Origin of the sequence: Nonomuraea sp. NPDC049637, from assembly GCF_040675235.1 — a bacterium.
Lineage (GTDB): Bacteria > Actinomycetota > Actinomycetes > Streptosporangiales > Streptosporangiaceae > Nonomuraea.
Map to the genome: position 1 here is coordinate 22684 of NZ_JBFAOM010000002.1, position 24983 is coordinate 47666.

The window sequence follows — 24983 nt, forward strand, 5'->3', positions numbered from 1 at the left end:
GTTTCCGCTCGTCCGCCGGCGCAGCCAGAGCCCTCGCGATCCTGGGGGTGAGGGGGCCAGGCACGCGCCGAGGTGCGCCATTACCGTGGGACGCATGAGCGGCGAATCCAACCTTCTGGGCGAATACGTACGCGCCCGCCGGGAGCTCGTCACTCCTGAGCAGGCCGGCATCCCCTCCGTGGGCGTACGGCGGGTGCCGGGCCTGCGCCGGGAGGAGGTCGCGATGCTCGCCGGCATCAGCGCCGACTACTACCTGCGCCTGGAGCAGGGCCGCGACCGCAACCCGTCCGCGCAGGTGCTGGTGTCCCTCGCGCGCGTGCTGCGGCTCGACGACGACGCGACGGCCTACCTGCTGCGCCTCGGGGCGGGCGATCCCCGGCGGCGACGGCGGCGGCGCAGGGAGAGCGTTCCCCCGGGCATCGCCAAGCTCGTCGCCGCGCTCGCGCTGCCCGCGTACGTGGAGGGCCGCTCCTTCGACGTCCTGGCCGCCAACGCGCCGGCGACCACCCTGTCGCCGCGGCTGGCGGCGGGGCGCAACCGCCTGCGGGACGTGTTCCTCGACCCCGCCGAGCAGGCTCTCTACCCGGACTGGGAGAACGCCGCGCAGGGCATGGTCGCCGGCTTCCGCAAGTCCGTCGGCGCCGACGTCGACGATCCCCGGTTCGTCGAACTCGTCGGCGAGCTCTCCCTCGCCAGCCCGCTGTTCAGCAGGCTCTGGGCCCGCCACGACGTGAACACGTGCGAAGGCGCGCCCAAGCGCCTCGACCATCCGCAGGTCGGTGAGCTGTGGCTGAACCGGGAGAGGCTGGGCGTGAGCGGCGCGGCGGGCCAGACGCTCGTCGTCCTGCATCCGGACCCCGGCACCGGCAGCGCCGAGAAGCTGGCGCTCCTCGCCTCCGCCATGGCTTCGCCGCCGCCGGCCCGCGAGGGCCGGTGGAAGGCGTGACTCAGGCGGAGGGGCGCAGGCGGCGCTCGGCCGGTGGGATCAGCAGCACCTCCAGCGCTCGGGCGCAGGCCCGCGCGTGCGCGGCGAACCAGTCGATCCGCGCGTCGCTGATCACCAGCGGCGTGGAGCGCACGGCCAGCGCGTAGCGGACGTGGTTGTGCCGGTCGAGCACCGGCACCGCGACGGTGCGGATGCCGTCGCCCGACTCCCCGTCGTTGAGCGCGTACCCGGACTCGCGCACGCGGGCCAGTTCCTCGCGCAGTTCGGCGTGGTCCACGATGGTGCGGCCGGTCAGCGCCGGCAGCGGGCCGAGCGCCTCCAGGTCGGCGCTGCCCTCCGGGTCCCAGGCCAGCAGCACCTTGCCCAGCGCCGTGGAGTGCAGGGGGCGGCGCAGCCCGGCGCCGCTGTCGGGGTTGAGCGAGCCGCCGCTCAGGATGACCGCGTGCCGGTCGTTGCGGACGGCCAGGTCCACGGTGGCGGAGGTGACGCGGGCCAGCTCGGCCAGCTCGGGGGCGATGCGGTGCAGGCCGCGCCGGTGGAAGGAGAGCTGCCCCAGCTCCGTGATGGAGGGCCCCAGCCGGTAGCGGCCGGTGCGCGCCTCCTGCTCCAGGAAGCCCGTGGCGGCCAGCGTCCTGGCCAGGCGGTGGGTGGTCGAGGTGGACAGCCCCATCCTGCGCGCCAGGTCGGACAGGCCGAGCGAGGCGTCACCGCCGCCGAAGCAGCCGAGCAGGCCGATCGCCCTGCGCACCGACTGGACGCTGTCGTCTGCTGCCATGCGGGAAACTCCGTCTTCCGAGTAGGGAGATCGGGGACCAGGTGAGAGCCGGTCCGGCCGGGAACGCTTCCCGCATCGCGGGACAATCTTTGCATTCCCTACCAATTTACAAGCAAACTCTGCCCATGACCACAGCCGCACTCGACGCCATCTGGTTCACCCGCTGTCCCGTCCCCACCGCCACAGGCATCGCGGCCGACCAGGGCTGGCTGGCGGAAGAGTTCGCCGGCGACGGGATCGAGGTCCGCTCGCTGCAGGACGACGACCCCGGCGTGCCCCGCGAGACCCACTACACCCACGCCCTGACCGGCCTGTTCCGCGAGGGAGGCAACGTGCCGGCGTTGTGGGCGCGCTCGCGCGGCGAGGCGACCAGGCTCATCGGGCTCACCTGGATCGAGGAGCGGCAGGTCGTGCTGGTGCGCGGCGGCACCGCCCTGGAGAGCCCCGAGCAGCTCAAGGGCCTGCGGCTGGCGGCGCCCCGGCATCGCATCGCCATCGACTTCTGGCGGGCCATGGCCCTGCGCGGCTTCCACGGCGCGCTCTCCCTGGCCGGGCTCGGGCTCGGTGACGCCGAGCTGGTGGACGTCGAGGCCGAGCCGGGCGGCGGCCAGTGGGAGGCCGAGCTGGCCGCGCTGGCCGCCGGCCGGGTGGACGCGGTCTACGTCAAGGGCGCGCTCGCCGTCGAGGCCGCCCTGCGCCACGGCGCGGAGGTGGGCATCGACCTGGACGCCGTGCCGGACCGGCGCGCGCGGATCAACAACGGCACCCCCCGCCCGATCACCGTCCACCAGCGCCTGCTGGACGAGCATCCGCAGGTGGTCACCCGCTTCCTGGCCGTCCTGCTGCGCGCCGCGGACTGGGCCGCCGCGCACCCGTCCGAGGTGGCCAGGATCCTGGGCGCGGAGACCGGCGCCGGCGCGACCGGCGTGGCCGCGGCCTACCGCCCCGGCGCCTCCCTCCACCTCGACCTGTCCGCCGAACGCCTCGACCTGCTGGCCGAGCAGGAGCGCTTCCTGCGCGGCCACGGCTTCCTCGAATCACCCGTGGACGTCGCCGCCTGGGCCGACCACACCCCGCTCCAAGGAGTCACCCATGCGTAAGCTGCTGCTCGCCCTTCCGCTCGCCCTCCTGGCCACGGCCTGCGGCGGCCAGGACACCACCACCGCCGCCGGCCAGGAGCAGGTCGTCGTGCGCATCTCCGACCCCGGCAACAGCGGCTTCCTGGCCGTCGCGAAGAAGGACGGCAGCCTGGACGCGGCCCTGGCCAAGGTCAACGCCAAGGTCAAGTGGGCCGGCGACTTCTCCGTGTTCGCCCCGGCCGCCCAGGCCATCAACGCGGGCTCGCTCGACATCGCCACCGGCTCGATCACCTCCGGCGTCACCGCGCTGGCCGTCAAGCCCAGCTTCAAGATCTTCGCCACCGTCCCGCCCGACCTGGCCGGGGAGGGCATCGTGGTGAAGAAGGACTCGCCGATCAGGTCCGTGGCCGATCTGGCCGGGCGCAGCGTGGCCGTCGGGCACGGCGGCACCAGCGAGTACCTGCTGCTCAAGGCGTTGCAGACGTTCGACGTGCCGGTCGAGAAGGTCAAGCGGGTCTACCTGCCGCCGCCGCAGACCGCGCCGGTCTTCGGCTCGGGCAAGGTGGACGCCTGGTCCACCTTCTCCACCTTCCTCATCCCCGCCGTCACCGATCTGGACGCGCGCGTCCTGGCCGACGGCGAGGCGATCAAGTCGGACAACTACGTGATCTACGTGGCCGCCAACAAGCTGCTGCAGGAGCATCCCGAGGTGGTCAAGGCGCTGTTCGCGTTCATCAAGGAGGGCAGCGCCAAGGAGATCGCCGATCCGGCGGCGTACCTGAACGTCTTCACCCAGACCGGCCCGCAGGCCGTGCAGGGCGAGCAGAAGGAGCTCGTGGTCGGCATCCAGAAGAAGGGCAGGCCCGCCCAGGCGGTCACCGCCGCCGAAATCACGAAATATCAGGACGTGGCGAGGTTCTTTCTCGACCAGAAGGTGCTCACCGCGCCGCTGGACGTCTCCCAGCACGTCGTGGACGTGACCACGCTCGGGAGCGCCCGGTCATGAGCCTGGCCACGCACACGGAGGCCGGCGTCGAAGGGCTCGTCGCCCCCCAGCCGCCGCGCTCGTCCGGCCGCCACCCGGCCGTCACGCTCGCGCTGCGCGCCACCGGCCCCGTCCTGCTGCTCGCCGCCTGGTACGCGGCCACCGCCACCGGCGCCCTCACCCAGGACGTGCTCGCCGGCCCTCAGGACGTCGTCGACACCTTCGGCGAGCTGTGGGCCGACGGCCAGCTCCCCGAGGCGCTGCGCGTGTCGGTCACCAGGGCCGGGCTCGGCCTGCTGCTGGGCGCCTCCACGGGGCTGGCGCTGGGCGTCGTCTCCGGCTTCACCCGGCTCGGCGAGGAGCTCGTCGACTCCTCGATGCAGGCCCTGCGCGCCATCCCGTTCCTGGCGCTGACCTCGCTGTTCATCGTGTGGTTCGGGATCGAGGAAGCGTCCAAGATCCTGCTGATCGGGGTGGCCTGCACGTTCCCCATGTACATCAACGTCTCCAGCGGGGTGCGCAACGTGGACCGCAAGGTCGTCGAGGCGGCCCGCTCGTTCGGGCTCGGCCGGCTGGCCATCGCCCGCGAGGTCGTGCTGCCGGGCGCGCTGCCGTCGATCTTCGCCGGGCTGCGGTTGTCCACCACGCTCAGCGTGATCGCGCTCATCGCCGCCGAGGAGATCAACGTGACGGCCGGGCTCGGCTACCTCATGGCCCGGGCCACCGACTACCTGCGCACCGACATCCTCGCTCTGTGCGTGCTGCTGTACGCGGTGATCGGGCTCGCCGCCGACCTGGCCCTGCGGCTGGCCGAGCGGGTCACGATGCCCTGGCGCAGGGCGGTGACGATCCGATGAGCCTCGCCGTACGCACCCGGGGGCTGCGCAAGGTCTTCGGCGAACGCGCCGTGCTCGACGGGGTGGATCTGGACGTGCGGCGCGGCGAGTTCCTGGCGCTGCTCGGCGCGAGCGGCACCGGCAAGACCACGCTCCTGCGCATCCTGGCCGGGCTGGACGCGGCCGGCGGCGGCAGCGTGCTGGTGCCGCCGGTGCGCACCGTCGTCTTCCAGGAGCCGCGGCTCGTCCCGTCCAAGCGCGCTCTCGCCAACGTGATCATCGGGCAGGGCCGCGCCGCCCGTGCCAAGGGCCTGGCGGCCCTGGCCGAGGTGGGGCTGAGCGGCCACGCCGACGCCTGGCCCGCGACGCTGTCCGGCGGCGAGGCCCAGCGGGTCGCGCTGGCCAGGGCCCTGGTACGCGAGCCGGAGCTGCTGCTGCTCGACGAGCCGTTCGCCGCGCTGGACGCCCTGACCCGGCTGCACATGCAGGACCTGATCGCCGAGCTGTGCGCCCGGCACCGCCCGGCCGTGGTGCTGGTCACGCATGACGTGGAGGAGGCGATCCTGCTCGCCGACCGGATCGCGGTGCTGCGCTCGGGCACGTTCGTCACCGATGTGCCGGTCGAGCTCGACCGGCCGCGCGACCGCACCGACCCCGACTTCGTCGAGCTGCGCCGCCGGCTGCTCGCCGACCTCGGCGTGGACACCCACGCGGGAGCGGCGCCATGACGGCGCCCGGGAGAAGTGCCGTGAGCAGGGCCATGAGCAGGACCACGACGGCGGCGGGCTGGATCGCCGGGAACGCCGCCGCGCTGACCGGGCTCGCCGACCGGATCTGGGCCTACGCCGAGCCGTCGCTGCGCGAATGGCGCTCGGCCCTGGCCACCGCCGCGCTCCTGCGCGCGCACGGCTTCACGATCGCGTGGGGCACGGCCGGCCTTCCTGCCGCGTTCGTCGCCACCCACGGCGACCGCGGGCCGGTGCTGGGCTTCAACGTCGAGTACGACGCCCTGCCCGGCCTGTCCCAGCGCGCCGGCGCGGCCCGGCACGAGCCGGTCACGGTCGAGGGCGACGAGTACGCCCCCGCCTACGGCCCCGGCCACGGCTGCGGCCACAACGCCCTGGCGGCGGCGTCGGCAGGCGCGGCCATCGCCGCCGCCACGGCACTGGGGAACCGGGCCACGATCAAGGTGTTCGCCTCCACCGGCGAGGAGCACCTGGTCGGGAAGGCGTACGCGGTGCGCGACGGCGCCTACGACGGGCTGGACGCCTTCCTCGACTGGCACCCCGCCCCCGTCACCGGCACCGGCTGGGACGTCACCAGCGCCCTGTACTCGGCCACGTTCTCCTTCCTCGGCTCGCCCGGCCACGGCTCGAACCCGCTGGGCACCCGCAGCGGCCTGGACGGCGCGCTGCTGCTGACGGAGATGGTCGAGCGCCTGCGCGCCGGCCACGTCTCCCCCTCCGGCCGGGTCAGCTACATGATCAGCGGCGGCGGCGCCCCCAACGTCACCCCCGACCTCCAGACGGTGTGGGTCTACGTCCGCGAGTCCACGGCCGCCGCCGCCAGGACCCTCTACGACCAGGTCGTGACCTGCGCCCACGCCGCCGCCGCCGGCAGCGGGACCCGGCTGGAGCACCGCCTGGTCACCGCCATCAGGCAGGGGCTCGGCAACCGGGCGGGCGCCGAGCTGCTGCACCACACGATGAGCGAGCTGGGGCCACCGGCGTTCACCGACGCCGACGACGCGTTCGCGCGGCGGCTGCAGGCGGCGATCGGCCGGCCGGCCGCCGGCCTGGCCGGCGAGGTGCTGCCGCTGCGCCCGCCCGCCGGTCCCGACCTCGGCGGCCCGTCCAGCGACACCTCCGAGGTGAGCTGGACGGCGCCGCACCTCAGCCTGGTCGCGGCCGTGGTGCCGCTCGGGGTGCCCCTGCACTCGTGGGCGGCCACCGCGGCGACCGGCACCCCGATCGCGCACGCCGGGCTGCTGGCCGCCGCCCGCTACCTGGCCACGGCGGCGGTCACGCTGGTCGAGCAGCCCGAGACGCTGGCGGCGGTCGGCGCGGAGTTCGACTCCCGCGACCGCGAGCCCGCGCTCCTGCCGGCCGGCGCCGAGCCGCCGTACCACCTGCCGCCGCCCGGCTTCCTCGACGAGACGGGCCAGTCGCCGCGGCCGACCCGGACGCCGCCCGTTTCCGCTGAACCCCTAGGAAAGATCTGACATGTCCGTCCTGCTCATCTCCGGCAGCCCATCGGCCGCCTCGCGCACCGTACGCCTGCTCGACCACCTGGCCGGGCGGCTGGGCCGGCCCGCCACCGTCCTGCGCCTTCGCGACCTGCCCGCCGAGGCCCTGCTGCGCGGCGACACCGCCCATCCCGAGCTGGCCGGCGCCACCGCGCAGGTGGCCGCGGCCGACACGATCGTCGTCGCCACCCCGATCTACAAGGCGTCCTACACCGGCCTGCTGAAGGCGTTCCTGGACGTCCTGCCGCAGGGCGCGTTCGCCGGCAAGACGGTGGTGCCGATCGCCACCGGCGGCACCCCGGCCCACCTGCTGGCCGTGGACTACGCCCTGCGCCCGGTGCTGAGCGTGCTCGGCGCGCGGCACGTCACGCGCGGCCTGTTCGTGCTGGACACCCAGATCGAGCCGCTGGCCGGGGAGCTGCTCCCGCGCATCGACGCCCTGCTGGAAGAGGTCCCGCTGGGGGCGGCGGCATGACGACGCACCGCACCGCGCGCTTCCACCTGGTCCTGCCCACCACGAGCCCCGCCCCCGCCGAGCTGCCGGCCTTCGTCACCGACGTGCGGCCGGCGCTCACCGACCCCGCCGGACGGGCCGCCGTGGCCGCGGACCTGTCCGGGTGGGCGGGCGCGCTCTCGCCCTTCGACGCCGCCGGCCAGGAATCTCTCGTCGTCGCCGCCAACGCCCTGCGCCGCACCCGCCACCTGCGGGTCGTCGCCGAGTTCCACCCCGCCGTGGCCACGCCGGTCTACGCGGCCAAGCTGTCGGCGTCCCTGCAGCGTTTCTCCGCCGGACGGCTCGGCTGGCGGCTCGCGGTGGACCTGGACCCGGCCGTGGCCAGGGCGCAGGGCGACTTCCTGACCGGCGCCGCCCGGTTCGCCCGCGCCGACGAGTTCCTCACCGTGGCCAAGGGCGTCTGGGGCGGCGGCCCGTTCGACTTCGCCGGGGACTTCTACGAAGTGGTCAAGGGCGGCATCGGCGCGCCGCTGTCGTCCCCGCCCTTCCCCGAGGTGCACCTGTCGGGCGCCTCGCCCGAGGCCCTGGAGCTGTCGCGCCGCCACGCCGACGTGCACGTCTTCGCGGCCGCTGACGACGTGGCGGCCCTCGTCCCCGAGCTGCCCGGCCTGCGCTACGGCGTGCGCCTGCCCTCGGTCGAGGCCGCCGACGAGTACGCCGCGCTCGGCGTCACCGAGTTCTTCCTCCAGACCGAGGACGTCTACCGCCTCGGCGAGCACGTGAAGGAGCGGTCTGTTGACCGTTGACATCTACTGGCGCATCCACATGGAGGGCGACCAGCCCTCGCTGCGCCGCCGCGTCCGCAGCCGAGGCGGTTTCGCCCCCGGCGGCACCGCCCCCGGCACCAGGGACGGCCGCGACGACGGCTACACCCACGCCGACTACATGGCCGAGGTCGCCAGGGCCGCCGAGGACAGCGGCTTCACCGGCGGGCTGCTGCCGAACTTCCCGCACACCGACGACCCGTGGGCCGCCGCCGCGACGCTGGCCCGCGAGACCACGTCGTACCGCTTCATGGTGGCCTTCCAGCCCGGCTTCCTGCACCCCGTCCAGGCCGCCCGGATGACGGCCACGCTGCAACGGGCCACCGGCGGCCGGATCGTCTACAACGTCATCTCCGGCGGCGGCGGCCCGGCGCAGCTCTGGTGGGGCGACAAGGTCGACCACGACGACCGCTACGCGCGCACCTCGGAGTTCCTGGACGTGCTCAAGGGCGTCTGGCAGGGCGGGCACACCCACCGGGGCCGCTTCTACCAGGTGGAGAACGCCGGGCTGCCGGAGGAGCTGGCCGGGCAGCCGTTCCCCGAGATCTTCTTCTCCGGCTCCTCCCCCGCCGCCATCGACGCCGCCGGCCGGCACGCCGACTACTACCTGTCCTGGCTGGAGCCGTTCGAGGCGCTGAAGGAGAAGTTCGACGCGGTGCGCGCGCACAGTGCCACGCCGCCCCGGTTCGCCGTGCGGGTGGACCTGCTGGCCCGGGAGAGCGAGGAGGAGGCGTGGGCGGAGATCGAGGCCGGCTGGCGGGCCCGGCCGCGCGAGAGCGACGCCGGCGAGGGCGACTCCGTCGGCGTGCGGCGCAGCCGCGCCTTCGTCGCCGGAGCCGGTGACGACCCCCGCGCCCTGGAGGTCGCCCCCCACGTGTGGGGCGGGTTCAGCCAGCTGCGCGACGGCCCGGCCTTCGGCCTGGTCGGCGACTACCACCAGGTCGCCGACCAGCTCGACCGGCTGCTTGACCTCGGGGTGGACGCCCTCATCCTGGCCGGGATCCCCCATCTCGAAGAGGCCCGCCGCGTGGGCCGCCACGTTTTGCCGCTACTGAAAGGACGCTCCTGATGACCACCAAGGTCGGCTTCTTCCCGCAGAACAACACGCTCTGGGTGGCCCGCCACCGCGACCTGCTGCCCGACGTCGAATGGGTGGACCTGAACGCCCTCGGCCGGGGCGAGCGCGTCGATCCCACCCGGGCCCTGCCGTCCGCCCACGGCGACCACCTGTTCGACGGCGGATACGACTTCATCGGCACCGGCTCCACGCCCCCGGTCACCGCCCAGGCCAAGGGGCACGACATCGTGTACGTGGCGATCTCGGGGCCGCGGGTCGAGAACGGCCGCCTGGTGGTGCGGGACGACTCCCCGATCGGCTCGGTGGCGGAGCTGAAGGGCAGGCGGGTGGCGCTCGGGCACGGCTCCTGGCAGACCACCCTGCTGCTGCTGGCGCTGGAGCGGGCCGGGCTCGGGTGGGGCGACATCGTCCCGGTGGACGCCTACGGCAACGCCGCCGAGCTGCTGGTGAACGGCGACGTGGACGCCTGGGTGGGCTCCTACCCGGACCTGACGCCGGTCGAGTCGCGCACCCGGACGCTGGTGGAGACCGAGGGCCTGTTCAGCCACCGCTCGCTCTGGTTCACCCGCCGCGACTTCGCCCAGGAACAGCCGGAGGAGCTGGCCAGGATCGTCACCGCGCTGCAGCGGGCGGACCGCTGGACGGAGGAGCACCCGCGCGAGGCCGCGGCCCTGTTCGACGGCGACCTGGACGCGTGGGAGCACGCGCTGCGCACCCGCCCGTGGGGGCTGCACCCGGTCAGCGCGGAGTTCGTCGCCGAGCAGCAGCACGCCGCCGACCTGTTCCACGCCAACGGGCTCATCCAGCGGAAGATCACGGTCGCGGACGCCGTCCTCCCCGAGATCGGCGAGCTGGTGACGCGAACCCGGTGACTCCTGCCCGCACCGCCGCCCACGCGGCAGCGGAGAGACCGGCCTTCGACGATCATCCGTCACTCGGCTCCGTCTCCGCTGTTCGCGCTGCCCAGTAGGCGAGGTTGTGCCGGGTGGCCAGGGTGTGGGGGTGTTCGGCGCCCTGGACGCGTTCGTGGATGGGGAGCAGCGCGGCGTACTGGTCGCGGGCGGCGGCCGCGTCCCCGGCCAGCCCGGTCCAGTAGGCGAGGTTGTGCCGGGTGGTCAGGGTGTGGGGGTGTTCGGGGCCCTGGACCCGTTCGTGGATGGGAAGCAGGGCGGCGTACTGGTCGCGGGCGGCGGCCGCGTCGGCCCCCGCCTCCCCGGTCCAGTGGGCCAGGTTGGCTCGGGTGGTCAGGGTGTGGGGGTGTTCCGGGCCCCGGACGCGTTCTTCGATCGGGAGCAGCGCGGCGTACTGGTCGCGGGCGGCGGCCGCGTCAGCCTCCGCCTCGCCCGTCCAGCGGGCGAGGTTCGCCCGGGTGGTCAGGGTGGCGGGGTGCTCTACGCCCTGGACGCGTTCCCGGACGGGCAGCAGCGCGGCGATCTGGTCGCGGGCGGCGGCCGCGTCCCCGGCCTCCCCCGTCCAGCGCGCCAGGTTGGCGCGGGTGGCCAGTGTGTCAGGGTGTTCGGCGCCCTGGACCCGTTCGTGGACGGGGAGCAGCGCGGCGTACTGGTCACGGGCGCCGGCCGCGTCCCCCGCCCGCCCGGTCCAGCGGGCCAGGTTGGCCCGGGTGATCAGGGTGGCCGGGTGTTCCGCCCCCCGGACGCGTTCTTCGACGGGGAGCAGCGCCGCGTACTGGTCGCGGGCGGCGGCCGCGTCCCCCGTCTCCCCCGTCCAGCGGGCCAGGTTGGCCCGGGTGGCCAGAGTGTCAGGGTGTTCCGCGCCCTGGACGCGTTCCCTGATGGGCAGCAGCGCGGCGATCTGGTCGCGGGCGGCGGCCGCGTCCCCGGCCTCCCCCGTCCAGCGGGCCAGGTTGTTCCGGGTGGTCAGGGTGTCAGGGTGTTCCGCGCCCTGGACGCGTTCGTGGACGGGGAGCAGGGCGGCGAACTGGTCGCGGGCCGCGGCCGCGTCCCCGGCCCGCCCGGTCCAGTAGGCGAGGTTGTGCCGGGCGGTCAGGGTGTCGGGGTGTTCCGCGCCTTTGACGCGTTCGTGGATGAGGAGCAGGGCGGGGTACTGGTCGCGGGCGGTGACCGCGTCCCCGGCCTCCCCCGTCCAGCGGGCCAGGTTGTGCCGGGTGGTCAGGGTGTCGGGATGGTCCGCCCCCAGGACGCGTTCTTCGACGGGGAGCAGCGCGGCGAACTGGTCGCGGGCGGCGGCCGCGTCCCCCGCCTGCCCCGTGTAGGAGGCGAGGTTGTGCCGGATGGACAGGATGACGGGGTGTTCGGCGCTCAGCGTTGCCGCCGCATGGGTGTAGATGTCCTGCTGGAGCCGGACGGCGTTGGCGTAGTCACCGCTGGCGCTGAGATAGGTGACGAGCCGGTTCAGGCCGGGTGAGCCCCCCGGCAGCACGGCGCGGGCGTGCGGGAGGAGTGCCTGGTAGGCGGGCCAGGCACCGATCGTGTCCGGATCGTCGGGGAGCGCGGACAGGATCAGATCCGACGCGATGCGGTGCGTTCGATCGCGCTGGGCGGGGGTGAGCTGGTGCAGAGTGACGGCCTGGACGAGCCGGTGCACGCTGACGAGGTCCTCGGGCTCACCGGGCACGAGCTCGACGGGGCCGCGGGCGATGGTGATCAGGCTGTAGGACTCCAGCAGTGCCAGTGCGTCGCCGACCTCGATCTGGTCGGTCTCCGGCAGGCCGTCCAGAACGGAGCCGGGCAGGTTGTCGGGGGCGAAACAGGCAAGCAGGTTCAGCACGTCGATGGCCAGGGGGTTGACGGCCTGGATGCGAAGGTGGCTGAGCGTCAGCACCTTGGCCACCACGCGCTCGGCGTCGCCCCCGGCGGTCGCGGTGGTGGCGTACATCCTGGCGGGGATGTCGCTCAGCAGCCGCAGGTACGCGGCCAGGTTCATGCGAGGGGTGCGGGCGATGTAGGCGCCGGCCTGGGTCAGCGCGAGCGGCAGATCCCCCAGCTGTTCGGCCAGCTCCGCCAGCCTGCCCGGGTCGGCGGAGTCCGGCGGGCCGACCAGGCCGGCCAGCAGGCCGATCGCCGCCTCGCGGGTCAGCAGCTCCAGCCGGAGCGGGGTGACGTTCAGGTGCTGCCAGCCGATGTCGCGGCGGGTGGTGATCAGCACGTGGCCGTGCACGAGGCGGGCCAGGTACGGCTCGACGTCGGCGACCTCCTCGACGTTGTCGAGCACGACCAGCCAGCCAGGGTGGGTGGCCAGCCAGCTCAACGCCCAGGCGGCGGCTTCCTCGACGGTCGTCTGCCCGGCGGCGATCGAGTCGACGCCACAGGTCAGCGCCCTGGCCAGGGCGGCCAGGCCGGCCCGGATCCGGTCGGGGCCGTCGGCGTCGATCCACCACACCAGCTGATACTCGTCGTGGTGGTGGCAGGCGTACTGCAGGGCCAGTTCGCTCTTGCCGACGCCCCCCAGCCCGAGCACGGCCTGGCTGATCAGGCCCGCGGCCGTCGTGTCCCGCAGCGTCCGGCGCAGAGCCGTCATGGCCGGGGCCCGGCCGACGAAGGCGGCCGCGGGGCGGCGCGGCAGGCCCGACAACCCCGCCGGAACCCGCACAGCGCCGACGGGAGGCAGCGGCCGCCGCGGGCCCTGGTGGGTGATCTCATTGATGATCTGGTCGTGGGCCGCCTGGTACGTTCGGCCGTGCTCGCGAGCGCTGCCATCCATCTGGACGTCCGGCCGCTCCCGAGGTTCGTCCAGCGGGGTGGTGGTCATCGCTCGTTGATGGTCTGGTCGCCGCCTGCCTGGTACACCCGGCCCTCCCCGGATGCCTCGGCCCGCATCTGCACGTTCCGCGCGCCGTCACCGGTCGAGACGATGCCGGAATCGTCTCCGCCGATGGCGACCGTCCGCTCGCTGGAGTCCGGCACCCCAGGCGGTGCACCCTGCCCGGCCGCTGCCGGGCTCTGCCCGGCCGCTGTCGGGCTCTGCTCGGCGCGCAACTGCGCACGCAACGCCAGCACCGCCACCAGCAGGGCCGCCGCGCCCAGCGCCATGCCGGTGAACATGCCGACCACGCTTGCCCGCTGATCCAGCACCTGCAGCACCTGGTCGGGCAGGTGCAAGGGATCGGCGAAGAACCACAGCACCCCAGCCACCAGACAGAGCCCCAGCACGACGGCCGCGGCGATCGCCACAACCCGCCACAGCTGCGATCCCGTCGCGCGTCCTGCCCCGGACGACGTCTTCGACATGTCTCCAGGGTGCCCCGGAGCCGGCGGCGGCGGACCTGAAGTAGCGAAGGCGTTACCAGCCTGCGCGTGCTGGAGGCAGGCCGTGGCGGCCGGCAGCCGGATACGTCTCCGGCGTCGCCTATGAGCTGAGCAGGTCGAAGTGGAAGCCGACCACGAGCGCCACCAGCGACAGGACACGAAAGTGCACAGCTTGTGGATGCTCCAGCCACTTGGCCAGGTTCGCCAGTGTCCAGCCCATCAGCAAGCGCGTGCCCAGCCATGCCCACCAGGCCGCGAAGCCACCGACAACGGTGCCGATCAGCCCGATGGCCATGTTCGTGAGTATCCCAACAGCCGCGTTCGGAGGTCGCCAGTCGGGAGTGAGCGCCGCCAGGGCGAACCACCAGACGGTCATCAGGAGTCCGAAGAGCAGGAGGTCGGCTCGATCGCGTTCACGGCAAGCCATGTGGCGACGGCTGTGAGACGTTGCTGTCCCGCGATGTCGAGGATGATCGTCAAGCCGGCGGTGAAGGTGACCAGCTTGCCCGCACGCCCCAAGGCCAGGATCGACCATCCATGGAGCGTGTGTTGATTCACCTGCACGTTGTCGAACCACATCTGCCACGCCTGGACGAGACCGAGGTCAGCCACAGCGCGGCGTAGAGCCGTCGTGGCGGGCTGCCTAGCGAGTTGAGGAAAGAGAGCCGGGCGGCCGGCGGCGCGCGACAACCGGCCGCCCGGACCGTTCGGAGGTGACGCCGCGAGCCAGGGGCGGGCGTCGGTCACGCTGAGGCCGGCGAGCGAGGTCGAGGTGCCGCGCCCACGGTGTCCGCGCCCACGGTTTCTGCCTCGCCGCCGGGTGTGGTCAGGAGAGCAGGACCGGGCCGCCGTCGTCGCGCAGGCGGCGCAGGAACGTCAGGACGCCCGTGAGCCCCTGCGCCCACGACGGCCCGCCCTCGCCCGGCAGCCCCGTGACGAAGACGGGACGGTCGTGCGTGCCGCCGCTGCGCAGCAGGAGCTGGGTCACGGCGTCGCGGGCCGCGTCGCGGTAGCGCGGTTCGCCGGTGGCCACGGCCAGGTCCACGAGCAGGTGGCCCACCCCGGACACGCCGCAGCACGGCCCGACCACGACCAGCCGGGGCAGCCAGCCCAGGCACACCTCGGCGCACCGGACCGCCAACTCGGTGTGGCGCGGCTCCCCGAGCACGGTCCCGGCCCGCAGCAGCACCCGCCCGACCCCGGCGTGCCCCTGGCACCAGGAGATCGCGAGCGGCATCGCCGCCCGTCCCGCCGCCTTGGCCAGCAGTGGTTCGGTGCGCCCGGCCAGCTCGCGCAGCTTGACGGCGGCCAGCTCCGCCGCCCTGTCCTCGCCGGTGCGTTCGGCGTACTCCAGCAGGAAGTCGATCTCGCCGGCCAGGCCGTGCGCGTAGCCCACGGCGGTCTCGAACCCGGCCGTCTCCGGATACCGCTCGCTCGTGTACGGCGACGGCGCCGTGCCGGTCGCGATCAGCTCCACGCAGCGCTCGGCCACCCGCAGATGGTCGTCGCCGAGCCCCCGGCCGTGCAGGATCAGGTGGCCGAGCCCGACCCCGGCGGCCCCGATGATGACGTCGGGGCCCTCGGGGGTCCAGTCCTCGCCCGGCACCGGAGGGTGCGGGCAGACCCCGGCCTCCTGGAGCACGAGGTCCACGCCCGTACGGCCGGCGTACAGGCCGTGCGGGAGCGCGGTGCGGGCGGCGGTGGTCCTGGCGTGCTCCAGCAGCCGGGGCAGGAGCGCGGCCACGTCGGGGTCGTCGCGGTGCCGCAGCAGCTCGGCCGCCACTCCGGCCGAGCCGCTGTAGAGGCTGGCGTCGTGCTCGGCCGAGGAGTCGGAGTGGCCGTCGATCACCGTCGCCGTCTGCGCCACCAGGTCGGCCCGGACGCTGCGGACCAGGTCGGCGATCAGGGCGCGGTCCACCCGCGGCGGCGCGGGCAGCTCCGGCACGCCCTCGGTCTCCGCCCGGCCGCCGGCCCCGTCACCACCGCCTTCCGCGCCGGAGAAGCCGGAGAAGCCGGAGAAGCCGGAGAAGCCGGAGAAGCCGGAGAAGCCGGAGAAGCCGGAGAAGCCGGAAGAGTTGGAAGAGCCAGAAGAGGGGCGGTAGAGGACGCGGAAGGTGGCGCCGCCGTCGTGGGCGAGGGCACGGGCCGCCGCTCGGGCGCGGTCGGGGTCGCCGCTCAACAGCTCGGCGATCGCGCCGATCACGCCCTGCGGGGCCGGCCCGAAGGCGCGGTGGATCTGCTGCAGGGCCCGCCGCCGCGGCAGGTCGAAGTCGTCGTCGGACTCGACCGGCTGCTGGAAGCCGGCCGCGTACCACAGGGTCATGCCGAGCCCGTGCCAGTCGTCGTGGTCCAGCGGCTCCATCCGGCGGCGTTGCCGTTCGGGCATGTAGCCGAAGGTGCCGCCCTTCATGTGCAGGCCGCCGGCCGCGGCGAACCCGAAGTCGACGAGGAAGGGCCGCGCGCCGGTGACGACGTTCTTGGGGGCCAGGTCGTACATGATGACGCCGCGCTCGTGAACCTGCGAGAGCGTGCGGGCCAGAGAGCAGGCCAGGTCCTCCAGGGCACGGCCGGGCGGCGGGTCCTCGGCGGCGACCGGATAACGCCCGGCGGCCAGCAGGTCCTGTTCCAGGTTGCGCTCGCCGGCGTCGGTGATCACCAGGAACTCGTCGTCGCCGTGCCGGAAGTGGTCGAGGAAACGCGGCACGCCCTCGACATCGCCGAGCATCGACAACACCCGCCGCTCGTTGCGCAGCCGCAGGCGGGTGTCCAGCCCGTCCTCGGACTCCAGGACGTACGCCCTGGCCTGCTTGACGACGACGGTCGAGCCGTTCCGCTCGTCGAGCGCGCGGAAGACGCTGCCCCGGGCGGACTCGTACACGCCGGCGGTGATCCGGTACCGGCCGCCGATCACCGCCTGGCCGGTCGGGCCGGCGGCGGCGCCGGTGAACGGGTCCTCGGCCCACGGGGGCTGGCGGTAGGTCAGGGACGCCTCGCCGTCGAAGACCTCGCCGGCGGGGCCGTACAGGCGGGTGGCGACCTGGCCTCCCGCGTTGGCGTGCCAGGAGGCGATGAAGGGGCCGTACCGGTAGTAGACGGGCGCGTCGTCGGCCACCCGCCGGTCGCTCACCACGCGGGGCCCCTTGCGGCCCCGCAGCAGCCCGGCGAGCGACAGCCCGATCTCGCGGACGCGGTCCTGCGGCGGGTAGACCGTGCACGCCTTGCCGACGGCGGCCGGGTTGCGAAGCCCGTCATTGAGCGCGCCCAGCAGGACGGAGGTGCGCGCGAGCTTGAAGGGGCAGCCCAGGTCCAGCAGCGCGGGGACGACGAACTCGGCGAACTCCGCGTACCCGGACTCCCGCGAGGACAGGTGCAGCTTCCACCCGTGGTCGGGCAGATCGAACGCCGGGACGTCCACCATCAGCCACAGCGAGCTCCTACGGACGGTGTGTGGACGCCCCTCGGCGAGGCGCCGCACAAGGCGTTCGATCTGCTCGTGATCAGTGTCGGTCATCATCGGTGCGAGTGATCGACTGGTCCGGCCGAGGCTCCGTCACACCACCGTCGAGCGCTGGCAGTTGCTCGATCCGCTGCGGCAGATGCAGGTGGGCACGCAGCCCAGCCGCAGGTGCAGGCTGCCGTACTCGTCGTCGAACAGGGCGGCGGGCTCGATCGTCGTCTCGCCGGCGAGCCGCGGTTCCAGTTCCAGAAGCGCCGTCATCGGTTTGCCTCTCCCCTCGTGGGCGGGTGCCGATCACCCGCCTTCGTCATGGTCATCCACGCCGACGAGCCAGTCTTGGACAAACCCGAAATGTTCGACATGTTGCCGAACGGCACGATCAGCCCGCGCGAACCAGGACGGACGGCGTCCGGTCAGCGCCTTGCAGTCGCGGGCCAGGTGGGCCTGGTCGTAGAAGCCGCACTCGATCGCCACCCGAGCGCCCGGCCGGCGACGGGCCAGCAGGCGCAGGGCCCGCCACAGGCGCAGCAGGCGCGCCGACGCCTTGGGCGGCAGGCCCACCTGCTCGCGGAAGCGCAGCTCCAGCAGGCGTTCGCTCATGCCGGTCCGCCGGCACAGCTCGGCCACCGGCAACCGGCCCCCGCGGCCGGCGAGCAGCCGCCACGCCCGGGTGACCACGTCGGTCTCCGGGACGTACCCGCCGAGCCGGTCGCGCAGGAAACGGTCGGCCAGCACGAACACCTCCGGCCAGGACGACGCCGCGCGCAACGCCCCGACCAGCCGCTCCCCTGCGCGACCGGTCGCCTCCCGCAGCTCCACGGGCGCGTCCACCAGCCGGTTCATCGGCAGCCCGAACACGGCGTGGGCGACGCGCGGCGTCATGCAGACGTCCAGGCTGCGCGCCCCGACCGGCACGCCGACCTCGACGGGCCGGGTGCGCAGCCCGAAGACCGCCGGCTCGCACGGCCCGCCGTCCAGCACGATGACGAGGTGTGCCAGCCCGTGCGGATAGAGCACGTGCCCGCCGGGCAGGCCCGGCTCGTGTCCGAGCTGGTACCAGTGCCGGGCGCGGTGCGCCACGCTCCCGGACGTAGGCGGCCAGGGCGATTCCAGAGGGTCCTGCACCGGCCGATCATGATCATCGTCGTGTTGAGCATCTGTGGAGTTCTTGTTGATCACCGTCGCTCTCGCGACGCACACTCGGCCTATGCCGGACGAACCCCTCGAACTCCACGACGTCTCCGTCGCCGACTGGTACCCCCACTCCGACACCATGGCCGAGGTCGGCTTCCTGACGGTCGCCCGCCGCCTGCCCTCCCTGGTCGCCCGGGCCATGCGGATCGCCTGGACGGCCAGCCGCCGCGACACCGCCGCCGCGATCGGGCTCCACCTGCTCGGCGGGGTGTTCACCGCGTTCGGGCTGCTGGCCACCACCGGCGTGCTGACCGCCCTGTTCAGCCAGGGGCCCACCCCCGACCGGGTGATGGCCGCGCTGCCCAGCCTCGTCCTCGTCGGGGTGTCGGCGGCGCTCGGCGCCGCCGTGCAGGGCGGCGCGGGCTGGGCGCAGGCCCGGCTGACCCCACAGATCTCCCGCGCCACCGAGCAGCGCCTGTACGGCCTGACCAGCCACGTCGAGCTCGTCGCCTACGACGACCCCGGCTTCCACGACGCGCTGGAACGGGCGAACAACCGCGGCGCGGTCGTGGCCGACTCGGTCGTCTCCGAGGCCGTGGACGTGATGACCGCCCTGATCGGGATCGCCGCCACGGCCGGGGTGCTCGGCGTGCTGCACCCCGCGCTGCTGCCGCTGCTCCTGCTGGCCGTGCTGCCCGACACCTGGGCCGCCGTGCGCAGCGCCCGCATGCGCTACACCACCATGCACGGGCTCATCCCCGCCCGCCGCCGCAAGTGGATCGTCGCCGAGCTGCTGGCCGAACGGGAGCCGGCCGCGGAGCTCCGCTCGTTCACCATGCGCCCGTTCCTGCTGCGCCTGTACGACGCCGTCGCCCGCGCCGAGCAGGACGTGATGCTCCGGCTGGCCCGCCGCCAGACCGTCGCCAGGCTGGTGGGCCAGGCGCTCGGCGGGCTCGGCGCCGGGCTGGTCTACGCCGCGCTCGGCGTGCTCCTCGCGGTGGGGGCGATCCCGCTGGCCGTGGCGGGCACCGCGGTCCTGGCCATCAGGTCGGGGCAGCAGTCGCTGAGCAACCTGATGTTCGCCACCAACAGCCTCTACGAGCAGGGCCTGTACTTCACCGACTTCCTGCAGTTCTGCGCGGACGCCGAGCGCCGCCTGCCCAGGCCCGGCGGCGGTCCCGCCCCGGCGGGGTTCGACCGCCTCACCGCCCGCGAGGTGACCTTCACCTACCCCGGCGCCGCCGCCCCCGCCCTGCGCGGGGTGTCCGTCGAGATCGAGCGCGGCGAGGTCGTGGCGCTCGTCGGCGAGAACGGCTCGGGCAAGACCACGCTGGCCAAGATCCTCGCCGGCCTGTACGCCCCGGAGTCGGGCGTGGTCCGCTGGGACGACACCGACCTGGCCGAAGTGGACCCCGACGACCTGCGCCGCCGTACCGCGGTGATCGCCCAGGACCACACCCGGTGGCCGCTGACCGTACGGGACAACATCACGATGGGCACCGGCCGAGGCGAGCCCGCCCTGCACGCGGCGGCGTCGGTGGCCGGGGCGGACGAGGTCGTCGCCGCGCTGCCGCACGGCTACCGCACCCTGCTCGACCGGCGGTTCAAGGACGGCCAGGAGCTGTCCGGCGGCCAGTGGCAGCGCATCGCGGTCGCCCGCGGCTTCCACCGGGACGCCGAACTGCTGATCTGCGACGAGCCCACCGCCGCCCTGGACGCCCGCGCCGAGCACGCCCTGTTCGAGCGCATCCGCGACCACGCCGAGGGCCGGACGGTCATCCTCATCACCCACCGCCTGGCCAGCGTGCGCTACGCCGACCGCATCTACGTGCTGGAACGCGGCCGGGTCGTCGAGCACGGCACCCACGAGACCTTGGTGGACGGCGACGGCCTCTACGCCGACCTGTACACGCTGCAGGCCAGCGCGTACCGGTAGGACCCCCGCCCCGGGCGCAGGGCGCACAGGTTGTGCACGGACCGCAGCCCGCACAGTCGACCTGCGCCGACCCCGTCAGCCCGACAACGACTGCAGTGACCCGGCGATCCAGTGCCCGGCCCGGCGCTTGATCTTGCGCAGCGCCTCCATCCGGCTCGCCGCCCGGTCGAGCCGGTAGTACAGCCGCGGCGGCATGTACGACAGCAGCGGCGAGTGCCGCTGGCCGAGCAGCGCGAACATCTGCGCGGGCTCCAGGCGCAGGTAGCGCGGCAGGTCCTCGTAGAACCGCGCGCTGTAGCGGGCGGCGCTCTGGACCGGCAACAGCGCGGCCTTGCGCTCCCGCGCGTAGGCCGCGAGCGCGGGCGCCAGGGCGGGGTGACGCTCGATCGCGCCGGCCAGCGCGATGGCGTCCTCGATCGCGAGCGTGGTCCCGGCGCCGATGGAGTAGTGCGTGGTGTGCGCGGCGTCGCCGAGCAGGACGAGGTTGCCGCGGTGCCAGGTGCGGTTCGTCACGGTCCGGAAGCGCAGCCACTGCGCGACGCCCTGCCCGCGCCCGATGAGCCGGTGCCCGTCGAGCAGGTCGACGAACAGCTTCTCCAGCAGTTCCAGGTTGCCCGCCTCGTCGGCGCGGTCGAGCCCGAGCCCGCGCCACGTGGCGGGCGCGCACTCGATCACGCAGGTGCTGCGCTCGTCGTCGAAGGGGTAGCCGTAGCACCAGATCCAGCCGTGCTCGGTCTCCACGAAGGCGAAGGTGAAGGCGTCGAAGACCTTGGTGGTCCCGAGCCAGATGTAGGTGTTGCCCCCAGTGGCGACCTCGGTGCCGAAGTCGTGGCGGCCGCGCAGCGGGCTGTTCACCCCGTCGGCGGCCACCACCAGATCGGCGTCCGGGACCTCGCCGAGGATCTCGCGCTCGAACTCCACCCGCACGCCGAGTGCGATCGCCCGGTCGGCCAGGATGCCGAGCAGCCGGTGGCGGCCGATGCCGAAGCCCTCGTCGCCGCGGTGCGTGGTGGTGCGGCCGCCGATCAGGGCCATCCCGTCATGCCACCGCACGGACGCCTCTCCGACGGCGCGGGCCGACTCGCGATCGTTCTCGTACAGCCGGTCGAGCAGGCTGCCCCAGTACGTCACGCCCCAGCCGTATGTCGAACCAGCTGGATCGCGCTCGAAAACGGAAATGTCACACGAAGGATCGCGCAGCTTCATCAGGATCGCGAAATACAGGCCGGCGGGCCCGCCACCGACACAAATCACCTTCCGCACTTCACTTGACACAGAGTAGTTATATGCGCGCGGCACGCTACCGCGCGCGCTACACCACGCCGGACCCGGCCGGCTGTTCGCACGCATCCACGACCATCCATCGGGGTGGTGGCGCTCCACGCCTGCCGAAAATCACATCCATGCAGTTCAAGCGGCATGTGAGTACTCACGAAGGACGCCACCGAGCCCGTCTCGTCGGCGTACCCCCGCCCGGCAGGCACGGGCCACGGAGTCCGACGAGTGATCCGGCGATTCACTGTCAGCCGCAGTTGGAGTGGTAAGGGAGCGCGGGCAGGTAGCGCTGCCACTGCGGGCGGGTCGGGGTGTCGGTGTTGGTGCAGATCCGGCGGACGCTCACGTCCACTGCCAGCGGCCACAATCGCACCGTGTTGTCCCGTCCGCCGGTGGCGAGAATCTGGCTGTTGGGGACGTATGCCAGTGAGGTGAGTTCGGCAGTGCTGATGGCGAGGGGCCGGCCGATCGCCACAGGGTGGGCCGGGTCCCTGACGTTCCATAGGCGCACCCCGTCTCCGCTGGTGGCGAGAGTGTGCCCGTCGGGGCTGAAGGCCAGGGCGGTGACATCGCCGGTGTAGCCGCTCAGCGGCGGCCCGAGGAGCGTGGGGTGGTTGCGGTCGGAGATGTCCCACAGCTTGACGTCACCGTCTCCCGGGCCGTCCTTGACCGGGGCTGAGCTGACCGTGGCCAGGGTGGCCCCGTCCGGGCTGAGTGCCATCGACCCTGCGCCGCCGGCGATGGGGGGCCCCGAGCGGATCGGGTGGTCCGGATCGTTCACATCCCACAACTGCACCGTGTTGGACGTGTAGCGCCCGGCGATGACCAGAGTGCGGCCGTCGGGGCTGAAGCGGATCTGCATCGGACCGTAGGCGCCGTCACCGTCAGTGTTGATCGATTTGCCGCGTTGCCGGGGGTGGACGGGATCCGACACGTCCCAGAGTCGCACGCTGTGTTCGCCGCCGACGACGGAGGTGCTGATGGCAATGGCCATGGTCTGCCCGTCGGGACTGAACTCCACCCACGAGACGCCGGTCCCAGCTCCCAAGGGGAAGTGGATCTGTGAGAGCACAGCGGGCTTGGTCGGTTCCTCAAGGCTCCAGAGGATCACGCGTCTCTCGCCGTTGGGGAGGGTGGCGAGGATGCGGCTGTCGCGGCTGAACGCCAAGGAAATGACGGCGTCGCTGAAGCCGTTGATCATGCTGAGGGGGGTGGGGTGCGCCGGGTCCGAGGTGTTCCACAGTCGCACGGTGTTGTCGGCGGAGGCAGTGGCGAGGATGCGGGCGTCCGGAGAGGGCACGGTCGAGATGACGACTTTCGTGTGGCCGGTCAGCAGGGCGGTGGGCAGGTGCCACAGACGCACCACGCGGTCACCGTCAATGGTGGCGACTGTGCGGCCATCGGGGGCGAATGACATGTTGCCCATGCCCCGGCTGGGCATGGGCGGAGCGATGGACGACGGATGAGCGGGGTCGGCGATGTTCCACAGCCGGAACGTCCGCTCTTCGCCGGGGGTGGCGAGCGTGCGGCCGTCCGCGCTCAACGCCATCGCATGGATATCACCGAGGAAACTCGTCACAGGACCGCCCAAGGCGACCACCCGCGCCGGGTCGGTCACGTTCAGCAATTGGACGGTGCCGCCGTCGCCGACGGCGAGGGTGTGGCCGTCCGGTGTGAAGAGCGCGACGCCGAGAGCGTCCCAGATCTTGCCCAGCAGGACAGGGTGCGCGGGGTCCGTGACGTTCCACAGCCGTGCACCGTCCTCCACGGAGGAGGTGACGAGGGACCGGCTGTCAGGGCTGAACGTGACGACGTTGACTGCGGACGCGTGCTTGAGGGGGTGGCCCAGCGGGACCGGGCGGGCGGGGTCGCGCACGTCCCAGAGTTGTTCCTCCGTGTAGCTGCGGGTGCCGGTGGCCAGCGTGTGCCCGTCAGGGCTGAACGCCAGCGGGCTGCCACCGACGGTGTCCGGGAGGGCATCGCCGAGCGCGCGGGGACGGGTGGGATCCGTGATGTCCCACAGTCGTACTCCGGCGTTGCCGAGCGGGCCGGCGGATGTGGCGAGTACGTCTCCAGCCGGGCTGAACACCATCCAGGCAGTCCCAGGAACCTTGAGGGGCTTGCCGAGCGGGATGGGATGTGCCGGGTTCGTCATGTCCCAGAGCCGCACGACGCCTGTGTCCTTTGCGTGGTCCCGGCCGGCGGCGGCGAGCGTATGGCCATCAGGGCTGAAGGCCACCTTGTGGACGCTAAGGGAGAAACCTTCAAGGACAGTGGACAGGGGCTTGTTCGCGTCTTCGATCAGGCGCGTGTAACCATCGCCGGCGGGGTTCAGTCGATAGGCCTCGATGTCGACCCTGGCCGCGAGCGAAGGATCGGTGGCGCGTAGCTGGTCCGCTCGCGCCGTAACCTGGCTGAACAGCGCGTTCTGTTGCTGGGTCCAGGCGAGATCGCGCTGGTGGAGGCCGAATGCTCCCGCCGTCACGGCGGCGAGGACGAGCGCTGTGACGGCGATGCGACCAGCGCGCAACTGCCGGGCGTACCGGTCGGCCTCGCGCAGTGTGGCGGCGAACCTCACGTCACCGGGACGGGGAGCAGTCGCCGAGACTTCGAGCCGGTTAGGCTCGGGCACCACCAGCCGAAAGCCCTTGCGGCGCGCGGCGAGCAGCTTCGCGTCCAAATCCGCGACCCTGAGCAAGCGACCGTCCGCGTCGAGGGCGCCCGTCACCACAGTGCGCGGGCGCAGTCCGAAGAAGACGTCCCGGAGCCAGCCCGCACCGGACCGGCTCCGCAGCAGGGCACGAAGCCCGAGCGCGAAGGCAACGCCGAGAGAGGGCCCCTCGATCCGTTCCGGGAGCAGGGACTCGTCGGACAGGATGATCCGCCACACCACGCAGTGTCCTTCTGCCTGCGTACCGGCCAGGTGCCAGGCCGTGGCCAGCGCGGAGGCGAACTGGGGGTTCGGGCTGCACACCCCGTCCATCGTTCGCGGGTCGGGATACAGCCCTGCCGGTCCCGGCGTGAACTCGCGCAGTTCCAGGATGCCGGTGACGCCCTCCACGTCCGAGATCTCCCCGTTCCGCCCGCGTGAGCGGCCGAAGACCACCGGGACCCGTACGACAGGGCGCCCGCGCGGTGCGACGCCCGCCATCATGAGCGCGGCGATCACCAGCAGTCTCTCGGCGACCGGCGACGGCCCGCCCAGAGCCGCGGCACGGCGCAGTTGCCGGCTTCGTTGGAGGAGCGTGTCGATCCCGCCGGCGAGACGGGGCGAGAGCTCGGCGAGTCCCTTGCCGGAGGGCTCTGCGGGCCCAGGAGCGGCTTCGGAGCACAGCAGCCCGCTGTCCTCCCACGCTTCGAGCAGTCGCACGAGTTCGTCGTCGTACTCCTCGGCACCGTCCTTCGGCGCGACGAGCGCCCTGGCCAGGAGGAGGGCGTGATCGGCTCGTACCACGGCCGCGCGCTCCTGGTCCGGCGCGGTCGCCCTGAGCCAGGCGTGCAGCTCCTCGCAGCCGCGACCGGCGAGCCACGCCGGATCGTCGCGAACCGCCTCGCTGCAGCAGCTCCACCACAGCGCCGACTCGCCCAGCATCTCCCGAACTGCAGCCTGCGGGCCGGAGGCCCGCTCCAGCACGTTCTCGACCACTGCCCGAGCCGCAGGGCCGCCGCGGATCGTGGGCCAGCGCCGGCCCGTCCGGCGCGTCGCCACGGCCTTTGAGGGGGCTGCCTCCCG

At 73.2% G+C, this 24983-nt stretch carries 21 protein-coding genes; 11 read left to right on the forward strand and 10 right to left on the reverse strand.

The genetic code is table 11. From position 1 onward, the window contains the following. The first annotated feature begins 94 nt into the window (after positions 1-94). Positions 95-946, forward strand: a complete 852-nt coding sequence (locus tag AB0J71_RS02535; RefSeq protein WP_364412211.1) for a helix-turn-helix transcriptional regulator — start codon at positions 95-97, stop codon at positions 944-946. A gap of 1 nt (position 947) precedes the next feature. On the opposite strand, the gene AB0J71_RS02540 is transcribed toward AB0J71_RS02535, so the two are convergent. Next, complete coding sequence (locus AB0J71_RS02540; RefSeq protein WP_352322664.1) at positions 948-1721, reverse strand: IclR family transcriptional regulator; 774 nt, start codon at positions 1719-1721, stop codon at positions 948-950. 125 nt (positions 1722-1846) lie between these two features. Between AB0J71_RS02540 and AB0J71_RS02545 the strand changes: the two genes are divergently transcribed. Genes AB0J71_RS02545 through AB0J71_RS02585 form a run of 9 tightly spaced genes read left to right on the forward strand, consistent with a single transcriptional unit; the run spans position 1847 to position 10094 of the window. Further along, entirely contained in the window at positions 1847-2821 is a 975-nt protein-coding gene (locus AB0J71_RS02545; protein WP_352322665.1) for an ABC transporter substrate-binding protein, read from the forward strand. Further along, complete coding sequence (locus AB0J71_RS02550; protein WP_352322666.1) at positions 2814-3806, forward strand: ABC transporter substrate-binding protein; 993 nt, start codon at positions 2814-2816, stop codon at positions 3804-3806. The genes AB0J71_RS02545 and AB0J71_RS02550 overlap by 8 nt, the downstream gene beginning before the upstream one ends. Beyond that, positions 3803-4642 (forward strand): ABC transporter permease subunit, encoded by an 840-nt coding sequence (locus AB0J71_RS02555; protein WP_352322667.1) that lies wholly within the window; start codon positions 3803-3805, stop codon positions 4640-4642. The genes AB0J71_RS02550 and AB0J71_RS02555 overlap by 4 nt, the downstream gene beginning before the upstream one ends. After that, positions 4639-5349: an ABC transporter ATP-binding protein gene (locus AB0J71_RS02560; protein ID WP_352322668.1), complete on the forward strand. Its 711-nt coding sequence runs from the start codon at positions 4639-4641 to the stop codon at positions 5347-5349. Before AB0J71_RS02555 ends, AB0J71_RS02560 begins: the two co-directional genes overlap by 4 nt. A 20-nt stretch (positions 5350-5369) precedes the next feature. Next, positions 5370-6842, forward strand: coding sequence for a hypothetical protein (locus AB0J71_RS02565; protein WP_364412213.1), 1473 nt, complete (start codon positions 5370-5372; stop codon positions 6840-6842). A 1-nt stretch (position 6843) separates the two neighbouring features. Then, the gene (gene ssuE / locus AB0J71_RS02570; RefSeq protein WP_364412215.1) at positions 6844-7341 is read left to right on the forward strand and encodes an NADPH-dependent FMN reductase; all 498 of its coding nucleotides are present in this window, start codon (positions 6844-6846) and stop codon (positions 7339-7341) included. Then, entirely contained in the window at positions 7338-8126 is a 789-nt protein-coding gene (locus AB0J71_RS02575) for an LLM class flavin-dependent oxidoreductase (RefSeq protein ID WP_364412217.1), read from the forward strand. The genes ssuE and AB0J71_RS02575 overlap by 4 nt, the downstream gene beginning before the upstream one ends. After that, the gene (locus tag AB0J71_RS02580; protein ID WP_364412220.1) at positions 8116-9213 is read left to right on the forward strand and encodes an LLM class flavin-dependent oxidoreductase; all 1098 of its coding nucleotides are present in this window, start codon (positions 8116-8118) and stop codon (positions 9211-9213) included. The genes AB0J71_RS02575 and AB0J71_RS02580 overlap by 11 nt, the downstream gene beginning before the upstream one ends. Further along, on the forward strand, positions 9213-10094 hold the full coding sequence (locus tag AB0J71_RS02585) for an ABC transporter substrate-binding protein (protein ID WP_364412222.1): 882 nt from the start codon (positions 9213-9215) through the stop codon (positions 10092-10094). Before AB0J71_RS02580 ends, AB0J71_RS02585 begins: the two co-directional genes overlap by 1 nt. Before the next feature lie 52 nt (positions 10095-10146). Here the strand turns inward: AB0J71_RS02585 and AB0J71_RS02590 are convergent, their stop codons facing one another. The 7 genes from AB0J71_RS02590 to AB0J71_RS02620 all read right to left on the reverse strand — a co-directional run bounded on the left by AB0J71_RS02590 (position 10147) and on the right by AB0J71_RS02620 (position 18030). Further along, the gene (locus AB0J71_RS02590; RefSeq protein ID WP_364412225.1) at positions 10147-12951 is read right to left on the reverse strand and encodes a tetratricopeptide repeat protein; all 2805 of its coding nucleotides are present in this window, start codon (positions 12949-12951) and stop codon (positions 10147-10149) included. Beyond that, positions 12948-13430 (reverse strand): hypothetical protein, encoded by a 483-nt coding sequence (locus AB0J71_RS02595; protein ID WP_364412227.1) that lies wholly within the window; start codon positions 13428-13430, stop codon positions 12948-12950. The genes AB0J71_RS02590 and AB0J71_RS02595 overlap by 4 nt, the downstream gene beginning before the upstream one ends. 118 nt (positions 13431-13548) lie before the next feature. After that, the gene (locus AB0J71_RS02600; RefSeq protein ID WP_352322676.1) at positions 13549-13743 is read right to left on the reverse strand and encodes a hypothetical protein; all 195 of its coding nucleotides are present in this window, start codon (positions 13741-13743) and stop codon (positions 13549-13551) included. 80 nt (positions 13744-13823) lie between these two features. Further along, positions 13824-14027 carry a hypothetical protein gene (locus AB0J71_RS02605; RefSeq protein ID WP_364412229.1) on the reverse strand — a complete coding sequence of 68 codons (204 nt, stop codon included), beginning with the start codon at positions 14025-14027 and terminating at the stop codon, positions 13824-13826. Between the two features lie 247 nt (positions 14028-14274). Continuing rightward, positions 14275-16962 (reverse strand): lanthionine synthetase LanC family protein, encoded by a 2688-nt coding sequence (locus AB0J71_RS02610; protein ID WP_364412232.1) that lies wholly within the window; start codon positions 16960-16962, stop codon positions 14275-14277. Positions 16963-16998: 36 nt separating this feature from the next. Beyond that, positions 16999-17166: a hypothetical protein gene (locus AB0J71_RS02615; protein ID WP_352322679.1), complete on the reverse strand. Its 168-nt coding sequence runs from the start codon at positions 17164-17166 to the stop codon at positions 16999-17001. Positions 17167-17199: 33 nt separating this feature from the next. Next, positions 17200-18030 carry an AraC family transcriptional regulator gene (locus AB0J71_RS02620; RefSeq protein WP_364412235.1) on the reverse strand — a complete coding sequence of 277 codons (831 nt, stop codon included), beginning with the start codon at positions 18028-18030 and terminating at the stop codon, positions 17200-17202. Positions 18031-18112: 82 nt separating this feature from the next. Here AB0J71_RS02620 and AB0J71_RS02625 point away from each other — a divergent pair, with 82 nt between their 5' ends. Next, positions 18113-19975 (forward strand): ABC transporter ATP-binding protein, encoded by a 1863-nt coding sequence (locus AB0J71_RS02625; RefSeq protein ID WP_364412238.1) that lies wholly within the window; start codon positions 18113-18115, stop codon positions 19973-19975. Positions 19976-20050: 75 nt separating this feature from the next. Here AB0J71_RS02625 and AB0J71_RS02630 read toward each other — a convergent pair whose 3' ends face one another. Beyond that, complete coding sequence (locus AB0J71_RS02630; protein WP_364412241.1) at positions 20051-21106, reverse strand: FAD-dependent monooxygenase; 1056 nt, start codon at positions 21104-21106, stop codon at positions 20051-20053. A gap of 391 nt (positions 21107-21497) precedes the next feature. Next, positions 21498-24896 carry a WD40 repeat domain-containing protein gene (locus tag AB0J71_RS02635; RefSeq protein ID WP_352322683.1) on the reverse strand — a complete coding sequence of 1133 codons (3399 nt, stop codon included), beginning with the start codon at positions 24894-24896 and terminating at the stop codon, positions 21498-21500. Between the last annotated feature and the right edge of the window lie 87 nt (positions 24897-24983).

Coding starts and splice junctions, on each gene's coding strand:
- AB0J71_RS02535 (WP_364412211.1), top strand. CDS start 95: ATGAGCGGCGAATCCAACCTTCTGGGCGAATACGTACGCGCCCGCCGG.
- AB0J71_RS02540 (WP_352322664.1), bottom strand. CDS start 1,721: ATGGCAGCAGACGACAGCGTCCAGTCGGTGCGCAGGGCGATCGGCCTG.
- AB0J71_RS02545 (WP_352322665.1), top strand. CDS start 1,847: ATGACCACAGCCGCACTCGACGCCATCTGGTTCACCCGCTGTCCCGTC.
- AB0J71_RS02550 (WP_352322666.1), top strand. CDS start 2,814: ATGCGTAAGCTGCTGCTCGCCCTTCCGCTCGCCCTCCTGGCCACGGCC.
- AB0J71_RS02555 (WP_352322667.1), top strand. CDS start 3,803: ATGAGCCTGGCCACGCACACGGAGGCCGGCGTCGAAGGGCTCGTCGCC.
- AB0J71_RS02560 (WP_352322668.1), top strand. CDS start 4,639: ATGAGCCTCGCCGTACGCACCCGGGGGCTGCGCAAGGTCTTCGGCGAA.
- ssuE (WP_364412215.1), top strand. CDS start 6,844: ATGTCCGTCCTGCTCATCTCCGGCAGCCCATCGGCCGCCTCGCGCACC.
- AB0J71_RS02575 (WP_364412217.1), top strand. CDS start 7,338: ATGACGACGCACCGCACCGCGCGCTTCCACCTGGTCCTGCCCACCACG.
- AB0J71_RS02585 (WP_364412222.1), top strand. CDS start 9,213: ATGACCACCAAGGTCGGCTTCTTCCCGCAGAACAACACGCTCTGGGTG.
- AB0J71_RS02590 (WP_364412225.1), bottom strand. CDS start 12,951: ATGACCACCACCCCGCTGGACGAACCTCGGGAGCGGCCGGACGTCCAG.
- AB0J71_RS02595 (WP_364412227.1), bottom strand. CDS start 13,430: ATGTCGAAGACGTCGTCCGGGGCAGGACGCGCGACGGGATCGCAGCTG.
- AB0J71_RS02600 (WP_352322676.1), bottom strand. CDS start 13,743: ATGGCCATCGGGCTGATCGGCACCGTTGTCGGTGGCTTCGCGGCCTGG.
- AB0J71_RS02605 (WP_364412229.1), bottom strand. CDS start 14,027: ATGTGGTTCGACAACGTGCAGGTGAATCAACACACGCTCCATGGATGG.
- AB0J71_RS02610 (WP_364412232.1), bottom strand. CDS start 16,962: ATGATGACCGACACTGATCACGAGCAGATCGAACGCCTTGTGCGGCGC.
- AB0J71_RS02615 (WP_352322679.1), bottom strand. CDS start 17,166: ATGACGGCGCTTCTGGAACTGGAACCGCGGCTCGCCGGCGAGACGACG.
- AB0J71_RS02625 (WP_364412238.1), top strand. CDS start 18,113: ATGCCGGACGAACCCCTCGAACTCCACGACGTCTCCGTCGCCGACTGG.